This window comes from Planktothrix sp. FACHB-1365 (assembly GCF_014697575.1).
GTDB lineage: Bacteria > Cyanobacteriota > Cyanobacteriia > Cyanobacteriales > Microcoleaceae > Planktothrix.
Window position 1 is genome coordinate 32,888 of record NZ_JACJSC010000006.1, and the last position, 21,897, is coordinate 54,784.

The following is a 21,897-nucleotide window of genomic DNA, read 5'->3' on the forward strand; positions in this document are numbered from 1 at the left end:
CACGGCTCCTCGACAATTCAGCCATTGTCATTGGCACTACTAGCGTGTGATTTATCATGGCAGTGTCGGTGAAGTAATTCCAAATTGGAATACTTATTATTGCTTCGATTCCTGTCTTTATGATGCACTTCTAACACGTCTTCTTCCCAGAAATAATATCCACAGTATGAGCATTGATTCTTCTGTTGCTTTAACAGCGTTGCTACTACTTTTGGAACTCCTGGTACTTTACCCATTCTTGAACCCCAGTATTTCAGGTTGCCATCATAAGGACTTGCATTTCCTTTGACTTTAATATGTCTCTCAATAGAGGTATCTTTATGCTGTTTTAATACAGCGACAACTTTTCCATTTTGGAGACAGGCAAATTTGTTGCTTCCTTCGATGGTTTTCCAGTATTTACTAGCTGTCCATTGTTTAGATTTATCGTGTCTTTTGTGCGACCATGCCACTAATTTCCAGAAAATCCAATAGTCAAGATCTCGGAAAATATCGGAACTTGCTACGCCTGAATAATAGTTTGCCCATCCTTGGATAAGCGGGTTTAATCGACTTATTAGTGCTTCTTGTGGAGCAGCTTTATGGGTGTCAATTATTTTTGCAATAGCTTTGTAATGTTCTTTTACTTTTCCTTTGCTAGGGGTGATAATTGTTTTTATCCCTAGTTCATTGCCATATCTGTCATGTGCTGTTCTGTATTTTCCAGCATCAAATTGTCGGATATTAAACCCTAAGAAATCAAATCCTGGGTTATTATCTTCTAATTCTTTTAGGGTATGGCAAATCCTTGTTTTGGATTCTTTTAGCTCAAGACCTAACTCTTTTAGCCATTCTGCAATCATTTCCTTGCATTTTAGAATAACTTCTAAATTTTCGTGCAAGATAACAAAATCATCGGCGTATCTTACTACATGGGCTTTAGGTGTGTATCCCAGATAGGTTTGAGTTCTCTTTCCATTTTCTCTCCCATATTTGTAATGAACTTTGTGAGGAAAGGCTTTGATAATCAGTGTTTCCAAACCATGTAGGGCTATATTTGCCAATAGTGGTGAGATTACACCTCCTTGGGGTGTTCCTTCAATGGTTGGAAATAACCTGTCCCCGTCCATTACTCCTGATTTTAACCAGGCTCTTATTTGTCGGTTGAGTTTTGGGAAAGTTCCGATTTTCTTGATGAGTACATCATGGTTGATTTTGTCAAAGCATTGAGCTATATCCGCATCAAGGACGTATTTATGACCTTTGTTGATGACGTTATAGATTTGCCCAATGGCATCGTGACATGATCTTCCTGGTCTGAAACCATAGCTATTTGGCTCAAATTTGGCTTCCCATTCGGGTTCCATTGCCAGTTTTACTAAGGCTTGTAATGCTCGGTCAAATATTGTGGGTATTCCTAATGGGCGTTTTTCTTCTTTTCCAGGTTTTGGAATCCAAACTCGACGAGTCGGTTTAGCTTTTCCTGTTAGTTTTAAACGCCCTACCAAACTTAGACGTTGCTTTGGGGTTAGTGATTTAACACCATCCACACCTGCCGTCTTTTTGCCTTGGTTGTCTTGTGTTACCCGTCTAACCGCTAAACATTTTGCTGACCAGGAATTTAACAGGGTTTTTTGAAGCTTTCTTACTACCTTGACATCGCCACGCAAAGCAGCTTTGTAGATTCGTTTTTGCAACTTGTAAACTCGGCGTTCGATTGTCCGCCAATTGAGTTTATTCCATTCCAACGTAGTCTTGACTCTCGTATTAGACATATTAATTGCTACTGGCAACTCTACATTCTGAATTATCGTGAGTCCGTCGGCGTATCCTTTAATTTCTTAAAGGCGTTTGCTTCTGACCCAATCCTGCTCAACCGTGTTCTTGTTGTTTTTTTATTAACAAGATATTGCGTCTTAGCTGACTACTCTGTGATTCGACCTTACAGAGAAACCTCGGTTGAGTTACTTCGTTCCTAGTAATCATTGATTCAATCTTTAGGGTGGTGTTCTCTACCGGAACGGATAGTGCAAATTTAAGTCGGTGGTAGACTTAAATATCCTATATGTTCATTGCCTTTTGGCTCCAGTGTATCAACCTATTTTCACTGGTTAGCGGTAACGATAGTTCATTCACCTTTGCTTATGCTACCCATAGATTCTTGCTAGACGGGATTTTCTATTAGGTTTAGAATTACCGCCGTTTATTCCCGCTTCAAGGATTGATGGCTAGTCTCTACCTTGGGGAATACGCTTTCATCTCTTGCACCTGAGAGGAGGGACTTTCACCCTCATGATTACTAAGTTGTCAAGGAAAATTTTCCTTGCAGCTAATCCCCCAAATCCCTTCCGGGATTGGTTTCTAGCTAACGAATCGCACTCCACTGTCCCGCCTGACAATTATTGCGAACTGCAATCGGAATTTCAGGAACTAATAAAGCTTCTTTGGGTTTGGCTCCAAAAACGGTAAAAGTTGCTTTTTCTAATGTTTTTGTCATTTTCTTTTCCTTTATTTTTCTGAAATTTAAACACAAATTTTCTGGATCAGGGCGAGTAATCCGAGTTTAAATTTCCTCGCCCTAAGTTGGTTTTAATTCAGCAATTTTCTATCGAATTAAATGGGATTGTTTTTCTGGTTCAGGATAAGAATAAAATGCCTCTTGTTGAGCTTTAAGAATGCGTAAAGCTGCCAACAAATGCTCTAACAAATGGGTATGAGCGGTGGTAAAATGAATACTAAATCCTTCCCCATCCCGTGCATAACCCGGACATATTAACGATGCTGAACCTTGTTCTTCATGGGTAGTAATATAAAGCCAATCATCGTCTTCTAATTTGTAGTGCGTATCTGTCCAAGTTCTGAGCATGGCAGTTTTCCTCCTGTATGGATTTTGGGTTTTTGATCAAAACCTCAATCCCAAATTGATTGGGTTCGTACACCACCCGATTAAAGTTGAATGATCTGGCTTTTACAACAAACGCTAGGGGAGACGTTTGGGTATTGAACTTTTGTTCAACTAACCCTATCTTAGTCAATGTTGACTCAATCGTCAAGTCTGAGATCAAAATTTTTTATCCTGATTTTCCAATCTCTACCTTCTTACGGCGTGTAAGCAGTAGACTGGTTGTAGCGGGTTGAAATTTTCTTCAAACCAGTTTATTATGGGAGTCAGGAGGAATGTACTGTGGAACAAACCTTTGGAAAGCTAATTCGTCAGGCTCGTAAAGAGAAAGCCTACTCACAGCGTCAGTTAGCGGCGTTGTTGCAAGTGGATTTCACCTATTTATCGAAGCTGGAGAATGATCGCGCGGACTACCCACCCAAAGAAGACGTGATTCGGGGGTTGGCGCGGAATCTGGGTTTAGATGAGGAGGAGTTAATCTTCTTAGCTGGGCGAATCCCTCAGCATTATGAGGCATTTCTCAAAGAAAATAATAAGAGCATGACGGCATTATTCCGCCGAATGCAGGAAAATCCCAACTTTGCCCAACAAATTTTTGAGGCTGTCCGGGAGGTTGAATAAGTGAGTATCCTGAAGCCGTACCGCTTTTATCGTCGAGAGTCGATTGAGCGTCGGGCCAATGATCTCTTGCGACGGATGCAAACCACGCCAAATTTTGCCCCAGAGTGGCCGTTTGAGGCTTCTTTTGTGGCAGATTTCCTCGATTTAGGGGTGGTTTGGGATTGCATTCCCCCCGATGATCACGGGGCGATCGCGGCTCGAATCTTGCCAACGGAACGACTCATCGAAATTAATGAGGAAATTCAAGAAAAACCCAAGGGCTTTATTGAGTCTACCATTGCCCATGAAATCGGTCATTGGGTATTACATATTAATCATGATCAATTAGAGTTGGGAGCATCAGAATCTTCGGACAATCAATTGGATGAACCCTTTGTTTGTCGAGGTGCTACGATGGAATCTCATCTGGCTTCAATTGAATGGCAAGCGCAATATTTTGCCAGTTGTTTATTAATGCCTCGCCATGTTTTAGATGAAAAACGCCAAGGACGAGATTTAACGCAATGGCGACACCTCTATAAAATTAAAGATGAGTTGGGGGTGAGTATTTCTAATTTAACGAATCGTTTACAAGAATTGGGTTGGATTTCGATTCCTAAAGGGGAACGTACAATCTACCCCGGAAAAGCTGCCTAACCCCTCGTTCCAAGGCTCCCGCCTTGGAATGTTTTTAAGGAGGCTCCGCCTCTTTTTGTTGATAGTAAGGTGATCAAACGGAAAATATTTTATGGGTAAATTTTTAGAACATTTAACGATTGAGACAGAACAGGAAGAGGATGGACGCTGGATCGCAGAAATTCCTGAGATTCCAGGGGTGTTAGTCTATGGGAACTCTCTACAAGAGGTAACGGTAAGAGTTCAGGCGTTGGCTTTACGGGCGATCGCAGACAAGCTAGAACATGGTGAAATTGTACCGAGTTTTGTCATGATTCAGCCTCTTGAAATCCCCCCCGTCGTTTAGCTTTTTCTAGTTCGATGTCTTCTGCACTGAGTAAAGGGACACCAGAAGCAACGATTTTTTCTCGGATTTCCTGTAATTTTATTCCTAAATTTGATTGGGGTTTTGGTGTTTCTGTTGGTTGTGTAACAGTAGAGTTTGACGGATTGGTAAGAGAAATTCTCATTGTTAGAAAATCAACAAAATCAATAACTTCTTGTTGTTTGTCTGGGGGTAAAAAACGCCATTTCTCTAATAAATTTTGTTCATTATTCATAGGTTTTAAAACTGAATTATTTTAAATATTATATCATTAAATACAAGTATAGTGCTACGCTTTAGGTAACAGGGAACAGAAACCCTGTTTTATTCCCCCTATTTTAATCCTCTAATATCAACCCTAACGCTCGATTAATAATCTCTTGTTTATTAACAATTTTTTCTAATTCTTCCGGTTGATAACGTCCTTCTTCGACTTCTAAAGAAGCTTGATCAATCGCATCAGGATAAGCTGCTTCTAACCCTTCGGCTAAATCTTCAGAATTAAGGTAATACCCTCCTGCTTTCCGACGTTTATTTTTTCGTTGAATTTGTCGAATAGAATTGCGGATAGAGATATCCCAAGAGCGAGTTGTTCTATTTTCCGCTTGTTGTTTAATTAAATGCAACAATAAAATAATACTATAATTAATAATATTATTAATCTTGTCATCTCGGCTTATTTCTTCCAATTCTTCAACAACAGCTAATGATCCAGCAATATCCCCCTTGAGGAGAAGAGCTTTTAAGGTTAAGAGTTCTTCCATAATTCTCAATTTAATTTCAATTAAACAACAGGCTCAATAAATCGTTGATTGGCTCGAATAAAAAACGCTCCTCCTTGATAAGAAACGACTAACCAAGGTTTACCGACTGAATCAAATTTAATCGGATAACGATATTCAGGATGGAGCATTAACATCGTACCTGTGGGAAAAGTCATATCGATAGAATAGTTAAATCCTGGGCCACTCCGAGCATTTAAGGTTTTAGAACAAATAACACGCCATTGTTGCCAATTTCCATTGAGGAAATCTCCTAATTCATTAGGGACGGGAGGAAGTTTATTTTCAGCAGAATAGCCAGAATTTTGATTAACATCCGTAGAATTTTCAATGGCGGTTACGGCTTCTTGAATTTTGAGACGAGTTGCATCCCCAATGATCCCATCAATGGGTAATTCCATTTCTTCTTGAAAGGCTTTAATCGTTGCTTCTAATTGTTCATCAAAGGGCATTCCAAACCGCCCAATATTATAACCTAACCGTTCTAACTGATATTGAATTTCTCGAACCTTAGCCCCTAATTCACCGCGCTTTAAAATCATGCTTAAATTCTCCTTTCAATGTTCCGGTTTTGTGTTAGGCTATGGGAATACTAAACAACAGTTAACACTATCTTCTCTATCTTAAGTCATGAGTCTAACCTAGTTAATAAAAATTATCTTAATTTCTGCGAGGATCAATGAGGTTAACAGAATGGAAAGACGACAATTTTTAAAATTTGTGGGTCTTGTCGGAACATCAGCGATCGCAACCTTCGGAACTCAGGGATGGGTTGCAAAAAGCTTTGCAGTTTCCCCCTCCCCAAAACGGTTAATTGTAATTTTTCTTCGGGGTGGAATTGATGGGTTAAACGTGGTGGTTCCCTATGCTGAACCGGAATATTATGCCGCCCGTCCTGTGATTGCTATTCCCAAACCCGGAACCGAAAAAGGGGTCTTGGATTTAGATGGTTTTTTTGGGATTCATCCGGCTTTATCCCCCCTAATGCCTCTCTGGAAACAAGGCAGTTTAGCTTTTATTCATGCGGTAGGTTCTCCGATTTCTAATCGTTCTCACTTTGAAGCCCAGGATCAGTTAGAAACGGGAACCCCCAACAGTCAAAAAACCCCCGATGGCTGGATGAACCGTTTATTAGGGGTGTTACCCGGACACACTCCTGTTGAAGCCGTCAGTGTGGGAACTGTGATTCCGCGAATCTTATCGGGTTCTCAATCCGTTGCCAATATTACCCTCAATTCTAATAGTACCCGCGAACTCCCCATTGACGGAGATCAAGTCAAGGCTGCCTTTGATCAACTCTACGCGAGTAACGATGCTCTGAGTCTAGCCTATCGAGAAGGCAGAAGTGCCCGTGAACAATTGCTCAAGGAATTAGACGCGGAAATGGAAACCGCTAACCAAGGAGCTCCCTTACCCAAGGGATTTGCGGGGGAAGCCCGACAACTGGCGAGTTTGTTAGTTCGAGATCCCAGTATTCAACTGGCGTTTATGGCTTTGGGAGGATGGGACACCCACATTAATCAGGGGGCAGCTACCGGAGTCTTAGCGAATCGTTTAAATCCTTTAGCTGAAGGGTTAGCGGTGTTAGTGGAACGGTTGGGAGAGGTTTATCGGGATACAACCGTAGTGGTCATGTCAGAATTTGGGCGCACGGTTCACGAAAATGGCAATGGGGGGACGGATCATGGCTATGGGAACGTGATGTGGCTGTTAGGGGGGGCAGTTCAAGGGGGAAAAGTTTATGGTAAATGGCCCGGTTTAGCGAAATCCGAGTTATTTGAACAACGGGATTTAAGGGTAACAACCGACTTTAGAGAGGTCATTGCTCAGATTTTATTGAGTAATTTTAAACTGAATTCCGAGCAACTGCTTCGAGTGTTCCCGAACTTTACCTTCTCTCAAACTCTAAAATCCTAATTCAATGTTAGAAGATCAGCAAAATTTGGTAAATTATTAAAATATTCTAAAAAACACAGGGTTCTCTGCTGAATTGCTGATTTCTTCTATACACTTATGCAATTGGATTTCATGGCGAAAAGTTCGTGGCGATCGCATTTTTCTAAACAGACAGTACGAATCCTAAAATCAATTTCTTTAATGGTTTTGGGGATAGGATTAACAATTTTACTATCCGCCTATCCAGGTATTGCGATTCCCCCTCAATTGTCCCCTGAAATTCGGGGTGTTTGGATGACAACAAATGATAGTGATATTGTGCGAGATCATGCTAAATTACAGGAAGCGGTGAATCAATTAGCCCGGTTAAATTTTAATACAATTTATCCCGTAGTTTGGAATTCAGGTTATGTGTTTTATCCGAGTGGAATAGCTCAAGCAAAGGGGTTTCAACCCTTTATTCGTCGAGGGTTACAGGGACAGGATGTTTTAGCAGATTTAATTACCCAAAGTCATCAAAAAGGGTTATTAGTAATACCTTGGTTTGAGTTTGGATTTATGGCCCCCCCGTCATCCGAATTAGCCTTAAATCATCCGCAGTGGTTAACCAGTCGCCAAGATGGAAGTTTAACCTGGGAAGGTGTGGCGGGGGAAGTGGTTTGGTTAAATCCGTTTCATCCCCAGGTACAACAATTAATCATCGATTTAGTGATAGAAGTCATGACCCAATATCAAGGAGATGGAATTCAATTTGATGATCACTTGAGTTTACCTATTGAATTTGGTTATGATCCCTATACGATTAAGTTGTATCAACAAGAAATGAAAGCATCCCCTCCTAGTAACCCGAAAGATGAAGCTTGGGTGCGTTGGCGGGCGAATAAAATTACAGAATTTGTTGAAAAATTGCGTAAAGCGGTGAAAGAAAAAAATCCGAAAGCGATTTTTTCGATTGCTCCCAATCCCTATCATACTGCTTATAATAGTCATCTCCAAGATTGGGTGGGTTGGGTGAAAAAAAATCTAGTTGATGAGTTAATTGTGCAGATTTATCGTCCAGATTTACCGAGTTTTGTTAGAGAAATAACGAAAGCAGAAATTCAAGAAGCCAGGAGTAAAATTCCAACGGGAGTGGGGATTTTAACCGGGTTAAGAAATCGACCCATTGGGATGAATCAAATTCAAGCCAAGGTACAAGCCGCCCGTCAAAATGGCTTAGGATTTTCGTTCTTTTTCTATGAAAGTTTATGGGATGAAGCACCGGAACCCATACAAGAACGACAATCTAAATTTCAATCCCTATTTTATTATCCGGCTTCGAGGGCATTTTTGAGATAAAAATTAATCGTCAGTCTCTCTTGTTTAATTCGTGCTGATATAGGGTCGTTAGAAATTCTCGACCCTGAACTTCTTAATCCATTTGAAATGTTTAACAACTTATATTCCATCGTTCAATTGATACTACAGATTATTCCCAAAACCCCTGTAGAGACGTTGCATGCAACGTCTCTACAGGGGACGGATGCGTAGCAAAGATTTGAGGATTTCATATTATTTCAATGCAAATTTTAGGTTTGAATTGAATTAAAATTACTTTTCTGTTAAGTTTTCTACCCCATCCCAATGAGCAGGTAACGGGGTTTTTAACCAATGTTGACAGCGTTGAATATGTAGGGTGGCGGCCGAATCTTCGGGAGTTAGGGATAATACGGCTGCAAACTTGCCTAATGCAGTGGTAAAATCTTGATCCAAATAGGCTTTGCGTCCCGTTTCATAAAGGGTGATCGCTTCCAATTTTTGATCAGAAATAATAGCCGATTTTTCCCCTACTAATTCATAGAGAGAAACAGGTTGGGTTTTGCCTTTAACCCGAACAATATCTAACTCTCGAACGATTAATCGATCCGCACAAAGCTGATAGGTACTGCCACTAATAATAATATCACAATTATAGCGTTTAGTTGTCCCTTCTAACCGCGATCCTAAATTAACATCATCCCCAATAACCGTAAATTCCATCCGTCGAGAATGACCAATATTTCCACTAATAGCATTTCCTGAATGAATCCCAATTCCAATGCGAATAGGAGGTTGTTTTTGATCAAGTCTTTGCTGATTAAATTGAATTAAAGCTGACCGCATATCTAAAGCTGTTTGTACCGCTTTCCAGGCATGATCTTCTAAGGGAATCGGTGAACCAAAAACCCCCATAATGGCATCCCCCATATATTTATCTAGGGTTCCTTTATGATTAAAAATGGGTTCAACCATCACATTAAAATATTCATTTAGCATTCCCACAACGGCTTCTGCATCCATACTTTCCACAAGGTTTGTATAGCCTCGAATATCAGAAAATAAAACAGAAACTTCCTTGCGATCGCCTCCTAATTTAGCATCCCCACTGGCTAATAATTGTTCGGCTAACTCCTGGGTCATATAGCGATACATGGTACTTTTTAGCCGTTTTTCATCGCTAATATCATCCATCACCACTAAAGCCCCATAAATATTTTGTTGATTCCCTGCATCGGCTATAGAATTAATCGATAAATGCACACTAGATTCTGATTTTTGACCGGAAATTAAAGTTTGATCAGGATAAAATTGTTGACGAGATTTTTCATTTTTTCCGGTTAACGCTGTATTAAACCAATAGGGAAAATCAGCCCCTTTTAAGCGGACTAATTCAAAAATTGATTTGCCTTCTAAGGAATCAGTTTCACTGAACCCTAACAACCGATTTGCGCTGGGATTAGCGGCAATAATTTCACCTTGGGAATTGGTGGAAATCACACCGTTTGTTAAACTGCGGAGCATATCCCGTTGCATTTGTTCTTGTTGTTGAATTTTGGCATATTGTTGTTTAACGGTTTCAAACAATTTAGCATTTTGAATCGCCACTCCCGCTTGAATATTAAACGCCTCCATAAAATCTTGATCACTACGATTAAAACTGGCTTTAAAACATTCAGGAGCATTCGGCCAATCTCCAGGATTATAATCAGGAAAATCCCCCTGTCTCCGTTTATTCACTAATTGCGTTACCCCAATTAATTCTTCATCGGCATTAAAGACAGGCATACACAATAAACTGCACGTCCGATAACCCGTTGTTTGATCAACTTTTTTAGAAGTATTTGCATCAGGATGATTGTATAAATCAAAAGAAATATTCACAGGTTTACCCGTTTGGGCAACTTTTCCCGCAAACCCCTGCCCCACTTGAACCGTAATCGTTTTTAACGTGCCATCCTGTTGAGGAATTTTAGCCCATAACGCCGTTTTTTCATCATTTAATAACCAGATGGTACTGCGATCTGCATTCATTAATTTTTTAGCTTCATTCATCACCCGTTTCAGGGTTTCTTCCAAATTTAAACGACTGGAAGCCAAACAACGAGTTGCTTCTAATAAAGCTTCCGCCGCCCGTTGTTTTTGAGTGGCATCATAAAAAGATTGAGAACTTTCAATAATTAACTGAATTAACGGTGAAAACTCAGCGAATAAAGTTTCATCATTGACCGTAAACCCAGAAAAATCTATTCGTTCTTGTAGGAGTAAACCCGCAGGGCTATCTTTTTTGAGTTTATTTAACAGTTGCACAACCGCAACTAATTTTCCTTGATCATTTAACAAGGGTAACGTTAACATTGTGTAGGTTCGATACCCGGTTTCTTGATCTAATGCTTTTGCAGAAGCCGCTTCTGGATATTCATAAAAATCAAAGGGAATATTAATTTTTTCCTTAGAACGAGCGACTTTACCCGCAATTCCTTGAGTCAGAGGAATTCTAATTTCTAAAGAGCCTTTTCCTTCATCTTTAGCAATTAATGACCAAAGTTCATTTTGGTCTTCATCCAGCAAGAAAACTGTTGTCCGATCTGCCCCTAAAAGTTCTCCAATTTTTAGGGTAATTGCATTCAGCATTTCATTGAGAAAAGCTTCAAAACTATGATTACTCACTCGCAACATTGCTAGAGTTTGGTACACCGTTTTAAGCTGTTGCTCAACGGACTTCATTTCCGTGCGAAAATTGCTGGGTGTCAGAGGTGCAATAAACTCTGAAATCCTCAAGGTTTGTGGAGATAAAGCAACTTGAGTGGAAAGGTTCATCGTTTTGCCCTGATTAATAAAAAATAAAGAGGTAAATGGAAACTATAGCTCATCTCTCTAAATCTAGTATATTGACATTTTCCAAAAATAAAAGCCTAATCCTTCATCAAAAAAATCATAAAATTCAAGATTTTTATCACCAGATTCCCCTAATTCTTCATAAAATTCATAAAATTCATAAAATTCATGGTATTTTAAAAGAAAAAGGGGAAGCAAGAGGGCCTGATCATGGATGTAGAGGTCTTAGAGCTAATTCAATTTGCTAAACATCTGGTTATTAATCGGACTCAAAATCCTTTGGATCAAGTTCAAGAGGCGATCCTCAGACAAGCACTGCTTGGCGCTAAACTCAAGGAAATTCGGATCATCGGGTATAGTGAAAATACGGTTCAAACCATTTTAGCCCCCAATTTATGGAAACTACTTTCAGACGCAACGGGAGAAAAAGTTGGGATTAAAACGGTGCGGTTAATTTTACAAGAATTATTCAAAAAACAAGATACATTTAATTCCTCAAATCAACCCTTAGAAAAATCTCAGGAAACCCTAAATTTTGAACTAGAATTACCTGGCGGTCAAGTTAATTTATCTTCTCCTTTTTATATTGAACGTCCTCCGATTGAATCTCAAGCCTATGAAGAAATTATCAAACCTGGAAGTTTAATTCGTATTAAAGGGCCAAAACAGATGGGGAAAACTTCTTTAATGGCGAGACTGTTAAACCATGCTCAACGTCAAGGTTGTCGTACCGTTGTTGTGAATTTTGAGTTAACAGATAATGAAGTTTTTGCAGATTTGAATCGATTTTTACGGCGTTTTTGTGCAATGGTGGCGGATGATTTACAACTCCCCATGCAACTGAATCAATATTGGGATGAAGAATTAGGGAGTAAAAATAATTGTACGAACTATTTTGCTCGATATTTATTACCAACATTAGGGCAACCGTTAGTTTTAGGGTTAGATGCAGTTGATCGAATTTTTCAACATGAAAAAATTGCCGATGATTTTTTTGGTTTACTGAGAGCTTGGCATGAAAAATCCAAACAAATTGAGATTTGGAAAAACCTGCATTTAATTATTGCTCACGGGACGGAAGTTTATATTCCGTTAGATATTCATCAATCTCCCTTTAATGTGGGATTAGATGCCAAACTCCCAGAATTAAATACCCAACAAGTCCAGGAACTTGCTCGGAGACATGGGTTTAAATTAACGCCTTTTGAAATAGAGAAATTGATGGAGATGCTGGGAGGACATCCCCATTTATTGCGGGTTGCTTTTTATAAAATGGTGCGCGAAAAAATCAGTTTAAAACAAATTTTAGAAGACGCTCCCAAGGATACAGGAATTTATGCGGATTATTTACGATTACATCTTTGGAATTTAGAAAAATATCCTGAACTCGCCCAAGCATTTAGAACCGTTGTGGAATCGGAACAACCCATTGAGTTAAAATCAAAATTAGCCTTTGATCTCAATAGTATGGGGTTAGTTTATTTACAAGGAAATCAAGTAGAAATTAGAAAAACCTTATATCGAGAATATTTTCGAGATCGTTTAAAATCTTCCCTGCTCACATTGCCTTCAACAGAAAAACGATTAGAAAACCTAGAACTTATTCCTGAGCAGACGAGAAATATTTTAGCGGCTATTATGTTTACAGATGTCAAAGATTCAGCGCAAAAACATCATCAAAATCAAGAACCTACCTTAGCAGCTGTTTTTAGAGATTTGAATTTAATGACCCGATTGTGTCAACAATTTGAAGGACAGGTTTTAAAATCAGTCGGAGATGGGTTACTGATGTATTTTGTTTCGGTGGTAAAAGCGGTTCAATGCGCTCAAGAAATTCAAAAAACATTGATAACTGCTGCCTCTGAATTACCCTCTGATGCTATTTTAGAACATCGTATTGGCATTCATCTCGCGGAGGTTTATTTTAATGGGAATGATGTCTATGGAGATGGGGTCAATATTGCAGCACGTTTGCAAGTTGAAGCGTATCCGAGGGGAATTTGTATTTCTTCAATGGTTTATGAAGCTGTTAAACGTCATCTGGGTTTGAATATTATTAAGAGTGAATTTAGAGAGTTAAAAGGCATTGGTTCTATGCAGGTTTATCAGATTTCAGTAGAATAAAGACTCCGTAGTGAGTCACTGTCGAAACAATGACCCACTGCTTTGATTATTTATGAGTTCATGATGATAAGAGGTGGCTTATTTAATACTACAAACTGACATTTTTCCGGGTAGAGTCGTTTTCCACTGACCGTTCCAAGTGCCATTCGCTGCGATTGCTGCCACTGGACATTTCAGTTTGGCATCATTATCATTCAAGATCGGGCCAGCATTCACATCTCCGGGTAAGCCAATATTAGGTAGAGAGGTCGCGTCAGTACCACAAACCGACATTTCTCCCTCTACAGTGGTTTTCCACTGACCATTCCATTCAACATCATAAACTTCAACAGCGACTGGACACTTAACTTTTGCATCCTCATTATTCCAGATTGGGCCAGCTTTAATATCGAGAGCAAAAGCTGGGCTAGACACAGCAAAACTAGCAGAACAGCCAATAACTACTGTACCAATAGATAGCCAGAATTTTTCTATTTTGGAGGGTTTGAAATTAGTAGACATGATTTGTTACTGGGAAAGGTTTAGTTGGTTTGAACGTCTGGTTAAACGAGTTGGTTAACCTTTTTACTCTTTTCTATAATATAGCATACTCTACAGTATTTACAATACATCTTTATGGGGTTTTTATTCTTAATGTATACTGGGGTAAGGGTTGTTACCTGCTATACAATTCCCTGGAGGTAGGTATGAATTATGAATATAAAGTTGGTGGCAGTTTACCCCCCGATTCTCCGACTTATGTTTGGAGAAAAGCTGATCATGAATTATATCATCAACTTATGGGAGGAATGTTTTGTTATGTGTTAACTTGTCGTCAAATGGGGAAATCTAGTTTGCGCGTTAAAACCATGCGTAAACTTCAAGAACAGGGGTTAGCTTGTGCGTCTATTGATTTAACGGCTATTATTAGTTCCGACTTAACCCGCAAACAATTTTATGCCGATATTATTGATAGTTTAGCTGAAAACTTTAATCTTTTAGAATCCATTGATAGTTTTAAACAAGGCTGTCGAGAATCGGATTTATCCCCGATGAATCGCTTTAATAAATTTATTCATGATATTTTATTAAAACATCCTTTATTAATTGAAAAAAATATTATAATTTTTATTGATGAAATTGATAGTTTATTGAGATTACCGGACTTAGCCAATGAATTTTTAGGATTACTCAGAGCTTGTTATAATAAACGTGCCGATCTTCCCGAATATAACCGTTTAACCTTTGCCATTTTAGGAGTCGCTTCTCCCTATGATTTGATGAAGGATGCCAACTATAATAGTTTACCCTTTGATTGTGGTTATGGCATTGAATTACATGGGTTTCAATCCCACGAAGCTCAACCTATTGCGGAAGGATTAAAACTGAAATCCGAACATCCCCAAGCCTTATTAGATGCGATTCTTGATTGGACATCAGGACAACCCTTTTTAACCCAAAAAATCTGTAAATTAATTGTTAAATCTCCTGATAGTATCCCCCTGGGTTCCGAGGCGGAATGGGTCGAGAAATTTGTGCGATCGCACGTCATTAATAATTGGGAACACCAAGACGAACCGGAACATTTAAGAACGATTCGAGATCGGCTCCTTCGTCAGAAAAATCGCAGTATTGACTTGTTAAAATTATATCAAAAAATCAGAGAAAAGGGGAGAATTTTAGCCGATAATAGTTTAGAACAAATGGAATTGCGGTTATCGGGTTTAGTTAGTAAACGAGAAGGAACCTTAGAAATTAGAAATCGCATTTATAAAGAGGTATTTACTTCGAGTTGGTGTCAAAAAGCCTTAGCGGAGTTACGAGATGAATTAGCCGTGATTGAACCCGAATTTATCCAAACCCTGGCTAAACTCAAAGTTCAACTGTTAGAAACCCAAATTCGTCGAGTCGCCGAGGGAAGCAGTTCTGATGAAGTCATTTATGAAGTCTTACGACAAATTACCCTAAAATTAGGAGATTTATTAAAAGCAGATCGCGCTACCATTTATCTATTAAATGCAGAAAAAACAGAACTGTGGTCTTTAGTCGCTGAAAATCAAACGAATGAATTCCTTAATATTCAAGTTCCCGTTGGAGAAGGAATTGCTGGACAAGCCGCAAAAACCAAAAATATTATTAATATTCCTCACAATGTTTATGATGATCCTCGTTCTAATTTAGTCAAATTAGCCGATCAAAAATATGGCTATCATACCTATAATGTTTTAGCTTATCCTATTTGTAATCACGCTAAAGAAGTTGTGGCTGTTATTCAATTATTGAATAAACTGAAAGCCAATCTGTTTGAATCCGAACCCTTAGCTAAACGGGTTAAAGAAGAAGGATTTAACCAAGCCGATGAAGAACAATTAACGCGATTTGCTCCCCATATTCGACGGTTTTTAGAAAGTTGTCAATCCTGTCGTCAAGCCAGCCGCAAATTACAAGCCACCGCCGCTTTAGCAGAAGCCACTCGTTCTTTAGATGGGAGTCAATTAGATACCAAAGAAATCTTACAACGGGTGATGGATGCGGCTAAAAACTTAATGAATGCTGACCGTAGTACCCTGTGGTTAGTCGATGAAGAACAACAGGAACTTTGGACTAAAATTCGACAAATGGATGGCACATTAATCGAAAAGCGAATTCATATTAATGAAGGGTTTGCGGGTCAAGTCGCACGAACTAGAGAACCGATTATTATTCCCTTTGATGTTTATCAACATCCTGATTCTCAAACCTCCAAAGAAACGGATTTAGAAACGGGATATCGCACCTGTAGTTTATTATGTATGCCTGTTTTAAATCCTGATGGGGAATTATTAGGAGTAACTCAATTAGTGAATAAATTAAATCCGGGTAATTATCCCGATTATAATCCCGCTTTTTGGCCCCAAGCTCCCGAAAATTTTAAAGCTAGTTTTGATAAAAATGATCGCCAGTCTATGCAGGTTTTTAATGAACGAGTTGGGGTGATTTTACAATATGCCAAGGTTCATGAACGCTTAAAAAAATTAGCTGAATTTCAATCGCAAAAAGTCGTTTATCACACCTTGGCGATGTTAAGCCAAGCGGTGGGAAGTCAAAAAGATGAAGAACTTTATAGCACGTTATATAATATTTTAGAATTTATGATGCAATCCATTAGTAAATTATTAACGGCAACTCAAACCGATATTTTTATTTTTAATAAAGATAAACAAGAGTTTTGGTCAATTATTCCTGATGTTTATAATTCTAATAATCTGATTGAACTGATTATTAGTGCGGATGTTAAGTTAACTCAACAACTATTAACATTCGGTTCCCCTTTAATTCTCAACTCAATTTCTAATTTAGATGATCCTTGGTTTCAAATTGGAGTGCGATCGCCATTACGGGAAAATTTACAAAATGCTTTATTTTTTCCCTGTATAAATTCCGAAGGACACATCATTGCGGTGATTCGTCTATTAAATAAATTAACGGATAATTCCGCTTTAAATTTTAATCCGATTAATCAAGAGGGATTTACTGCCGCAGATACTCAACAACTGGAGAAACGATCCGAATTTATTATAAAAGTTTTAGAGGGGTGTCAATCCTTCCATCAAGAAATTAGTACCCTGCAAAAACAACGGGCTACAGACACTTTAAGATCGGCGATTAATTCCGTGCGTCAAATTGGGTTTGATCCTGAAAAAATTCTGTATACGGTGATAGAATCGGCGAAAAAATTAACCAATGCTGACCGCAGTACCTTATGGTTAGTCGATGCTTATGATCCTGATAAATTATGGACAAGAATTCCGAGAATTGATGGCACAATAGAAACCTTTTATATCTATAAAAATGAAGGATTTGCAGGAAAAGTTGCCCAAATGAAAAAACCCATTATGATTCCTTTTGATGTGTATGATCATCCTGAGTCCCAAACTGCAAAAGGAACAGATCAAGAAACGGGTTATCGCACCTGTAGTTTATTGTGTATGCCCATATTAAGTTTTGATGGGGAATTATTAGGAGTAACGCAATTACTGAATAAACGCAAACCCGGAAATTATCCCCCTTATCATCCGAAAAATATTCATGATATTCCTGATTATTTAAAAGTTAGTTTTGATGAACGAGATTTAAGATATATGGAGATTTTCAATAATCAAGTCGGGATTGATTTACCCCATATCTTAAATAAAACTTAAACTCTATAGGGTGAGTAAGTAGCCTAGAAAACCGAAAGTTTGTTGATTTTTTTTAGTCCTAGATCCCCCCTAACCCCCCTTGGAAAGGGGGGAATTAGAGTTCAATGTCCTCGTTTCTCCGGGGAGAATTAGAGTTCAATGTCCTTGTGTCTAAGGGGGAGATTAGAGTTCAAAGTCCCCCTTTTTAAGGGGGATTTAGGGGGATCTAATTTTGGCTATAGCACTATATAATAAAAAATATGGCAATTTGAGGTTAATATTATGCCATCATCTTTACCGACGGAATTACCCAAATGGTACGAGCTTGACGAGGAACAAAAAAAGGGTTGGACACCGAAAGCAAATCAAGTGGATATACCCGAAGTCCGAGACGCTTGGAATGGAACAATTTACCGAGAGGCGGGTAAAAATTTTACGGTAAAATTAGATAGATTACAGATTCTTAGTCCCATTCAAGTCGGGGGAGGGAGTTTTCCAGAAGGCGGAATTTTACCTGCACAAATTGGCGGCGTTCCCTATATTCCCGGTTCCAGTGTGCGGGGTTCTATGTTAAAATATATTAGAACGATTTGGTCAGAAATTCCCAACGAAGAACAACAATTTTGGTTAACTCTTTTAGAACCCGATTTAAACGGTTGGCAACCTCTAAAAATTCGGTTTGAAAGTATTTTATTGAAAGATTTAAAAGCTTTTCCTCTGTATGCTCAACAGGAATGGCAAATTTTTGATCAAAAAAGTAATAAATTGAGTTTACAATGGCAAGTTTCTCCTAAACCTCCCCATCCAAATCCTGATCGCTTTCGCTTACAAGTTTTATTAAAAAATCCCCCTAAACCTGCGGAAAAAACTTGGTTAGAAATTCGTCTCAAGGAAATGTTAGAACGTCGAGGAATAGGACGGGGGACGGCTTCGGGTTTTGGACGGTTAGCGACCAGTATTCCGACGGGAAAATGGGAATTGCATTTAACGGGAATGAAACCTTGTGTGCGATCGCATAATAGAGAACAAACCGGACAATATCGCTGGAGCCCGCAAGTTTTACGAGCGACTTTAAGGGGTTATTTTATCCGTTTTGCTTTGGATTTTTTACCCCGGAAACAGGCCGAACTTTTAACAGAAAAATTGTTTGGAGGGTTGGGAACTTTAGCGAAATTGCGGTTAACAAGTTATCTGTATCAAATTCCTAGAATTAGCGCCGGAGATGGTTATGCTAATATTCCAGCTAAAACTGCCCATGAAACTTGGATTATTAATGTGGATTGTAACTCGGAATATCATCAATTAGTGGGAGATTTATTAAATTTAGCGAGTCGTTTGGGGGGAGTTGGCCCCGGTTGGCGACGTCCTCCCCATCGTTTAGAGCGTTTTGGTGGGTTTCGCGGAAGTGAATTTACGGTGACACAGTTGGCGTCGGACTCTGGGTTTACGAGTGATCCCGCTTCTTATTTAAAGCAACTTAGCCACAGTATTGATCAGCAGGTGCGTCAACTGGCGAAAGTTTGGGGGTTTCAACCGACTAAAACGCCGCAACCGGGACGCATTTGCAGTATTTGGCGGGGGGAAGCGGACGCCTGGGAAGGGTTGGTACATGGGGTGTGTAGCACTAAGGCGGCTAACCGTCCGGTTTGGTGCGGGAGTTCTAATAACCGACCTTCGGGGTATGGGGTGCGGGAACATTCGGATTTTTGTTTGGTGACGGTTTTTGATCCGAATGTGGAGAAAAGTTTACCGAACTTGGAGTTTAGAAAAATTTATGGTTAAGTGTTGAAAGCAGGGTAAGTAACGACTTCTGTTAGGAAGAAAAGGTGTTGAAACATAGCTGCTGCTGGGTTGTAGGTGGGTGCACCTTTTGCTGTTCTGTAGCGACTTCTATTAGGAAGAAAAGGTGTTGAAACCTGACGGCAGGGAGAGTGGCCCAAGCCATAGTCATAGCTTGTAGCGACTTCTATTAGGAAGAAAAGGTGTTGAAACCCGTATTGGAGGACGTAGCCCAGTTTGCAACCATGCTCCCAGTAGCGACTTCCATTAGGAAGAAAAGGTGTTGAAACGCCCATTGACCTGAACGACCTAATGCAAAGTTGCGGTAGCGACTTCTGTTAGGAAGAAAAGGTTTTGAAACTTGTCGCCGTCACCCGTTTATCGCGCTGCATGGATTTGCACGTAACGATTTCTGTTAGGAAAAAAAGGTGTTGAAACCTTTTAAAGTCAGGGGTTGGGAGTCCCTTAGCTTCAACTAGCAAGTAGCGACTTCCATTAGGAAGAAAAGGTGTTGAAACGACGATGCGCTGATTTTGAGGTCAGGCATCCAAAATTGATCGGTAGCGACTCCTATTAGTAAGAAAAGGTGTTGAAACTCGATTTCAACATAGGTTAGTCCAATGTTTACTTCCAGAGATGGTAGCGACTTCTATTAGGAAGAAAAGGTGTTGAAACGCAGTTTTCTCAGCCCAGGGGCCGACTGCAACAGCAAGTAACGACTTCCATTAGGAAGAAAAGGTGTTGAAACTGAATTGCTTCAATGTATTTAGCTGGGTGTGCATCGTAGCGACTTCTATTAGGAAGAAAAGGTGTTGAAACTTGACGGCTTTATATTCAACCCTAAAAGTCTGATGGGTTTGTAGCGACTTCTATTAGGAAGAAAAGGTGTTGAAACTCCCAAGAACGCTCCCGCAGTTCCTCTTGGGCGAGATAAAAGCTGTAGCGACTTCTAGTAGGAAGAAAAGGTGTTGAAACTAAGTTTCTGGTAATTCCCCACCTGTGTCAGCAAACAAAGTAGCGACTTCTATTAGGAAGAAAAGGTGTTGAAACAAAGCCGCAGCGATGAAGGGTGCTATGTCGAAATATTGAAGCGACTTTCATTAGGAAGAAAAGGTGTTGAAACATACAAGCCATAGCCGTCTTAGCCGCCCATGGCCCAACGGCGTAGCGACTTCTGTTAGGAAGAAAAGGTGTTGAAACTGTGCATCTACTTGCTTCGTGAACTGTGCTGCATAAACTAGAAAGTAGCGACTTTTGTTAAAGTCAAAGCATAAAAAAAGAGGCAATAGTTACTCAACTTTGCCTCTTAATTATTTTAATTAAACCTAAATTAAACAAGCGATTTAGATTCCTTCGCGTCCTTAATTCGCATTGTCCAGAATTGAATCGTATCAGAAATTTCGATTAACAAATCCGTTAATAAAACCTGCTGATTAAAATTCAAACTTCTGAACCGTTCTTGAAATTGTTCTGTCGTCATATCCGCCTTAATATTCAGATGAGATCCGACAATATTACACAACACCACTCGCGCCACACCCCAGGCAAAATAACGGCGTTGTTCGTCTGAACCCCCCGCAGCATTGGGAACACCCCCTCCTAATAACACCGAAGAACGAGACATGGCCCAAAACCGTTCCACGCCCCAACTTGCCACATAGTCACTAATTCCACTGGCGGCGCCTTGCCAGTCTCCCAGAGAATTTGTCCCCCCATTTAAGAGTCTAAAAACCTCTCGATCTAACTCATAGGATATTACCGACATGATATTTCCTCCTTAAATCTTTTCAATTAAAATTCGACCAAAACCCACACTCCATAACCCGCCTAAATAATGTTCATCATGGAGAAACTTTTCCCATTCCTCGACATTTTGAACCTGACCCCGTGTAGTCCAAGACGTTAAAAAAACCGCCCCCGGAGGAAACCCTTCCACCCCAAACAAATTTTTAACTAAATTGCCTTTATCGTCCGGTTCATCATGCAAACTAACACGAGGTTGACGAACTAACCCCATATCAACAAATAAATTAATACTGGTGTCAGGAACAATAATTAAGCGATCGCTGGGAATAGAACTGGGAACAGGCAATTTTTGCCCTTCATTCGGGTTGCGATATTGTACCTTTTCTAACTTCAACCACCGCAAATAAACCGTTTGATTATTTAACGAATTATCCGTGATCAAAACCTTATTTCGATCTAAATTCAAAGGCGACTGTTGAGATAATTGTTGAAAACGATTTAACCATTGTAAACAACTCACCCACCAGTTCCCATAACCCAACACATGAACGGGCCACCAAACGGGCCAGCCCCATCCTAATGCGATCGCCCCTGGGGAAATAGCGTTATCCTGACCCCCAAACCAATGATTAACAAAATTGGCGTGGGTGTGTTCCGCGTGTTCCCGTAAAGCACCCCGCAGGGAACTCCCCGGAATAGCCGGAGTGCGATCGCTGAGGCGAAAAATCGGGTTATTATTCCCTCGGCTGCTACTATCCGCGCCCCCAATATGCACAGGTTCTTGACAAATTAACCATTCTGTACTCATGATGCTCT

At 39.7% G+C, this 21,897-nt stretch carries 18 protein-coding genes and 1 CRISPR repeat array; of the genes, 8 read left to right on the plus strand and 10 right to left on the minus strand.

Features of this window, described 5'->3' with window-relative positions:
* Positions 1-17: 17 nt before the first annotated feature.
* The 3 genes from ltrA to H6G57_RS09930 all read right to left on the minus strand — a co-directional run bounded on the left by ltrA (position 18) and on the right by H6G57_RS09930 (position 2,845).
* Positions 18-1,727, minus strand: a complete 1,710-nt coding sequence (gene ltrA / locus H6G57_RS09925; protein ID WP_309235829.1) for a group II intron reverse transcriptase/maturase — start codon at positions 1,725-1,727, stop codon at positions 18-20.
* Between the two features lie 617 nt (positions 1,728-2,344).
* Positions 2,345-2,476 carry a hypothetical protein gene (locus H6G57_RS29380; protein ID WP_255528352.1) on the minus strand — a complete coding sequence of 44 codons (132 nt, stop codon included), beginning with the start codon at positions 2,474-2,476 and terminating at the stop codon, positions 2,345-2,347.
* A gap of 108 nt (positions 2,477-2,584) precedes the next feature.
* Positions 2,585-2,845: a hypothetical protein gene (locus H6G57_RS09930; RefSeq protein WP_190518129.1), complete on the minus strand. Its 261-nt coding sequence runs from the start codon at positions 2,843-2,845 to the stop codon at positions 2,585-2,587.
* Between the two features lie 318 nt (positions 2,846-3,163).
* On the opposite strand from H6G57_RS09930, the gene H6G57_RS09935 reads away from it, so the two are divergent.
* The 3 genes from H6G57_RS09935 to H6G57_RS09945 all read left to right on the plus strand — a co-directional run bounded on the left by H6G57_RS09935 (position 3,164) and on the right by H6G57_RS09945 (position 4,463).
* Positions 3,164-3,502, plus strand: a complete 339-nt coding sequence (locus H6G57_RS09935; RefSeq protein WP_190518131.1) for a RodZ family helix-turn-helix domain-containing protein — start codon at positions 3,164-3,166, stop codon at positions 3,500-3,502.
* Positions 3,503-4,138: an ImmA/IrrE family metallo-endopeptidase gene (locus H6G57_RS09940; protein ID WP_190518138.1), complete on the plus strand. Its 636-nt coding sequence runs from the start codon at positions 3,503-3,505 to the stop codon at positions 4,136-4,138. It begins immediately after the preceding gene.
* Positions 4,139-4,229: 91 nt separating this feature from the next.
* Positions 4,230-4,463, plus strand: a complete 234-nt coding sequence (locus tag H6G57_RS09945; protein ID WP_190518140.1) for a type II toxin-antitoxin system HicB family antitoxin — start codon at positions 4,230-4,232, stop codon at positions 4,461-4,463.
* Here H6G57_RS09945 and H6G57_RS09950 read toward each other — a convergent pair.
* The 3 genes from H6G57_RS09950 to H6G57_RS09960 form a co-directional block, all read right to left on the minus strand.
* Entirely contained in the window at positions 4,426-4,716 is a 291-nt protein-coding gene (locus tag H6G57_RS09950) for a hypothetical protein (RefSeq protein ID WP_190518142.1), read from the minus strand. The genes H6G57_RS09945 and H6G57_RS09950 overlap by 38 nt on opposite strands.
* A gap of 103 nt (positions 4,717-4,819) precedes the next feature.
* Positions 4,820-5,245 (minus strand): DUF29 family protein, encoded by a 426-nt coding sequence (locus tag H6G57_RS09955; RefSeq protein ID WP_190518143.1) that lies wholly within the window; start codon positions 5,243-5,245, stop codon positions 4,820-4,822.
* 20 nt (positions 5,246-5,265) lie between these two features.
* The gene (locus H6G57_RS09960) at positions 5,266-5,805 is read right to left on the minus strand and encodes a peptidoglycan-binding protein (protein ID WP_190518149.1); all 540 of its coding nucleotides are present in this window, start codon (positions 5,803-5,805) and stop codon (positions 5,266-5,268) included.
* Positions 5,806-5,956: 151 nt separating this feature from the next.
* Here H6G57_RS09960 and H6G57_RS09965 point away from each other — a divergent pair, with 151 nt between their 5' ends.
* Both H6G57_RS09965 and H6G57_RS09970 read left to right on the plus strand, forming a co-directional pair.
* A complete protein-coding gene (locus H6G57_RS09965; RefSeq protein ID WP_190518151.1) occupies positions 5,957-7,180 on the plus strand; it encodes a DUF1501 domain-containing protein in 1,224 nt (407 codons plus the stop codon).
* Between the two features lie 111 nt (positions 7,181-7,291).
* Positions 7,292-8,497, plus strand: coding sequence for a glycoside hydrolase family 10 protein (locus H6G57_RS09970; RefSeq protein WP_242048935.1), 1,206 nt, complete (start codon positions 7,292-7,294; stop codon positions 8,495-8,497).
* 252 nt (positions 8,498-8,749) lie between these two features.
* Here H6G57_RS09970 and H6G57_RS09975 read toward each other — a convergent pair whose 3' ends face one another.
* Positions 8,750-11,275 carry a GAF domain-containing protein gene (locus tag H6G57_RS09975; protein WP_190518159.1) on the minus strand — a complete coding sequence of 842 codons (2,526 nt, stop codon included), beginning with the start codon at positions 11,273-11,275 and terminating at the stop codon, positions 8,750-8,752.
* A gap of 228 nt (positions 11,276-11,503) precedes the next feature.
* Between H6G57_RS09975 and H6G57_RS09980 the strand changes: the two genes are divergently transcribed.
* Complete coding sequence (locus tag H6G57_RS09980) at positions 11,504-13,417, plus strand: AAA-like domain-containing protein (protein WP_199314154.1); 1,914 nt, start codon at positions 11,504-11,506, stop codon at positions 13,415-13,417.
* 78 nt (positions 13,418-13,495) lie between these two features.
* On the opposite strand, the gene H6G57_RS09985 is transcribed toward H6G57_RS09980, so the two are convergent.
* Positions 13,496-13,918 carry a mannan-binding lectin gene (locus tag H6G57_RS09985; RefSeq protein ID WP_190518161.1) on the minus strand — a complete coding sequence of 141 codons (423 nt, stop codon included), beginning with the start codon at positions 13,916-13,918 and terminating at the stop codon, positions 13,496-13,498.
* 185 nt (positions 13,919-14,103) lie between these two features.
* Here H6G57_RS09985 and H6G57_RS09990 point away from each other — a divergent pair, with 185 nt between their 5' ends.
* Both H6G57_RS09990 and H6G57_RS09995 read left to right on the plus strand, forming a co-directional pair.
* The gene (locus H6G57_RS09990; protein ID WP_190518167.1) at positions 14,104-17,577 is read left to right on the plus strand and encodes a GAF domain-containing protein; all 3,474 of its coding nucleotides are present in this window, start codon (positions 14,104-14,106) and stop codon (positions 17,575-17,577) included.
* A gap of 261 nt (positions 17,578-17,838) precedes the next feature.
* Positions 17,839-19,338, plus strand: coding sequence for an RAMP superfamily CRISPR-associated protein (locus H6G57_RS09995; RefSeq protein WP_190518169.1), 1,500 nt, complete (start codon positions 17,839-17,841; stop codon positions 19,336-19,338).
* Between the two features lie 18 nt (positions 19,339-19,356).
* Positions 19,357-20,535: direct repeats of the CRISPR family, unit length 23 nt; unit sequence TTAGGAAGAAAAGGTGTTGAAAC.
* Between the two features lie 130 nt (positions 20,536-20,665).
* Here H6G57_RS09995 and H6G57_RS10000 read toward each other — a convergent pair.
* Positions 20,666-21,100, minus strand: coding sequence for a hypothetical protein (locus H6G57_RS10000; protein ID WP_190518171.1), 435 nt, complete (start codon positions 21,098-21,100; stop codon positions 20,666-20,668).
* Between the two features lie 12 nt (positions 21,101-21,112).
* Positions 21,113-21,889: an RAMP superfamily CRISPR-associated protein gene (locus tag H6G57_RS10005; protein ID WP_190518173.1), complete on the minus strand. Its 777-nt coding sequence runs from the start codon at positions 21,887-21,889 to the stop codon at positions 21,113-21,115.
* Positions 21,890-21,897: the final 8 nt, after the last annotated feature.

What these genes read in the sequence shown, in the direction of transcription:
- H6G57_RS09980 (WP_199314154.1), top strand. Translation starts at nt 11,504, where the DNA reads ATGGATGTAGAGGTCTTAGAGCTAATTCAATTTGCTAAACATCTGGTT.
- H6G57_RS09970 (WP_242048935.1), top strand. Translation starts at nt 7,292, where the DNA reads ATGGCGAAAAGTTCGTGGCGATCGCATTTTTCTAAACAGACAGTACGA.
- H6G57_RS09995 (WP_190518169.1), top strand. Translation starts at nt 17,839, where the DNA reads ATGCCATCATCTTTACCGACGGAATTACCCAAATGGTACGAGCTTGAC.
- H6G57_RS29380 (WP_255528352.1), bottom strand. Translation starts at nt 2,476, where the DNA reads ATGACAAAAACATTAGAAAAAGCAACTTTTACCGTTTTTGGAGCCAAA.
- H6G57_RS09950 (WP_190518142.1), bottom strand. Translation starts at nt 4,716, where the DNA reads ATGAATAATGAACAAAATTTATTAGAGAAATGGCGTTTTTTACCCCCA.
- H6G57_RS09990 (WP_190518167.1), top strand. Translation starts at nt 14,104, where the DNA reads ATGAATTATGAATATAAAGTTGGTGGCAGTTTACCCCCCGATTCTCCG.
- H6G57_RS09955 (WP_190518143.1), bottom strand. Translation starts at nt 5,245, where the DNA reads ATGGAAGAACTCTTAACCTTAAAAGCTCTTCTCCTCAAGGGGGATATT.
- H6G57_RS09985 (WP_190518161.1), bottom strand. Translation starts at nt 13,918, where the DNA reads ATGTCTACTAATTTCAAACCCTCCAAAATAGAAAAATTCTGGCTATCT.
- H6G57_RS10000 (WP_190518171.1), bottom strand. Translation starts at nt 21,100, where the DNA reads ATGTCGGTAATATCCTATGAGTTAGATCGAGAGGTTTTTAGACTCTTA.
- H6G57_RS09945 (WP_190518140.1), top strand. Translation starts at nt 4,230, where the DNA reads ATGGGTAAATTTTTAGAACATTTAACGATTGAGACAGAACAGGAAGAG.
- H6G57_RS09975 (WP_190518159.1), bottom strand. Translation starts at nt 11,275, where the DNA reads ATGAACCTTTCCACTCAAGTTGCTTTATCTCCACAAACCTTGAGGATT.
- H6G57_RS09965 (WP_190518151.1), top strand. Translation starts at nt 5,957, where the DNA reads ATGGAAAGACGACAATTTTTAAAATTTGTGGGTCTTGTCGGAACATCA.
- H6G57_RS09930 (WP_190518129.1), bottom strand. Translation starts at nt 2,845, where the DNA reads ATGCTCAGAACTTGGACAGATACGCACTACAAATTAGAAGACGATGAT.
- H6G57_RS09960 (WP_190518149.1), bottom strand. Translation starts at nt 5,805, where the DNA reads ATGATTTTAAAGCGCGGTGAATTAGGGGCTAAGGTTCGAGAAATTCAA.
- H6G57_RS10005 (WP_190518173.1), bottom strand. Translation starts at nt 21,889, where the DNA reads ATGAGTACAGAATGGTTAATTTGTCAAGAACCTGTGCATATTGGGGGC.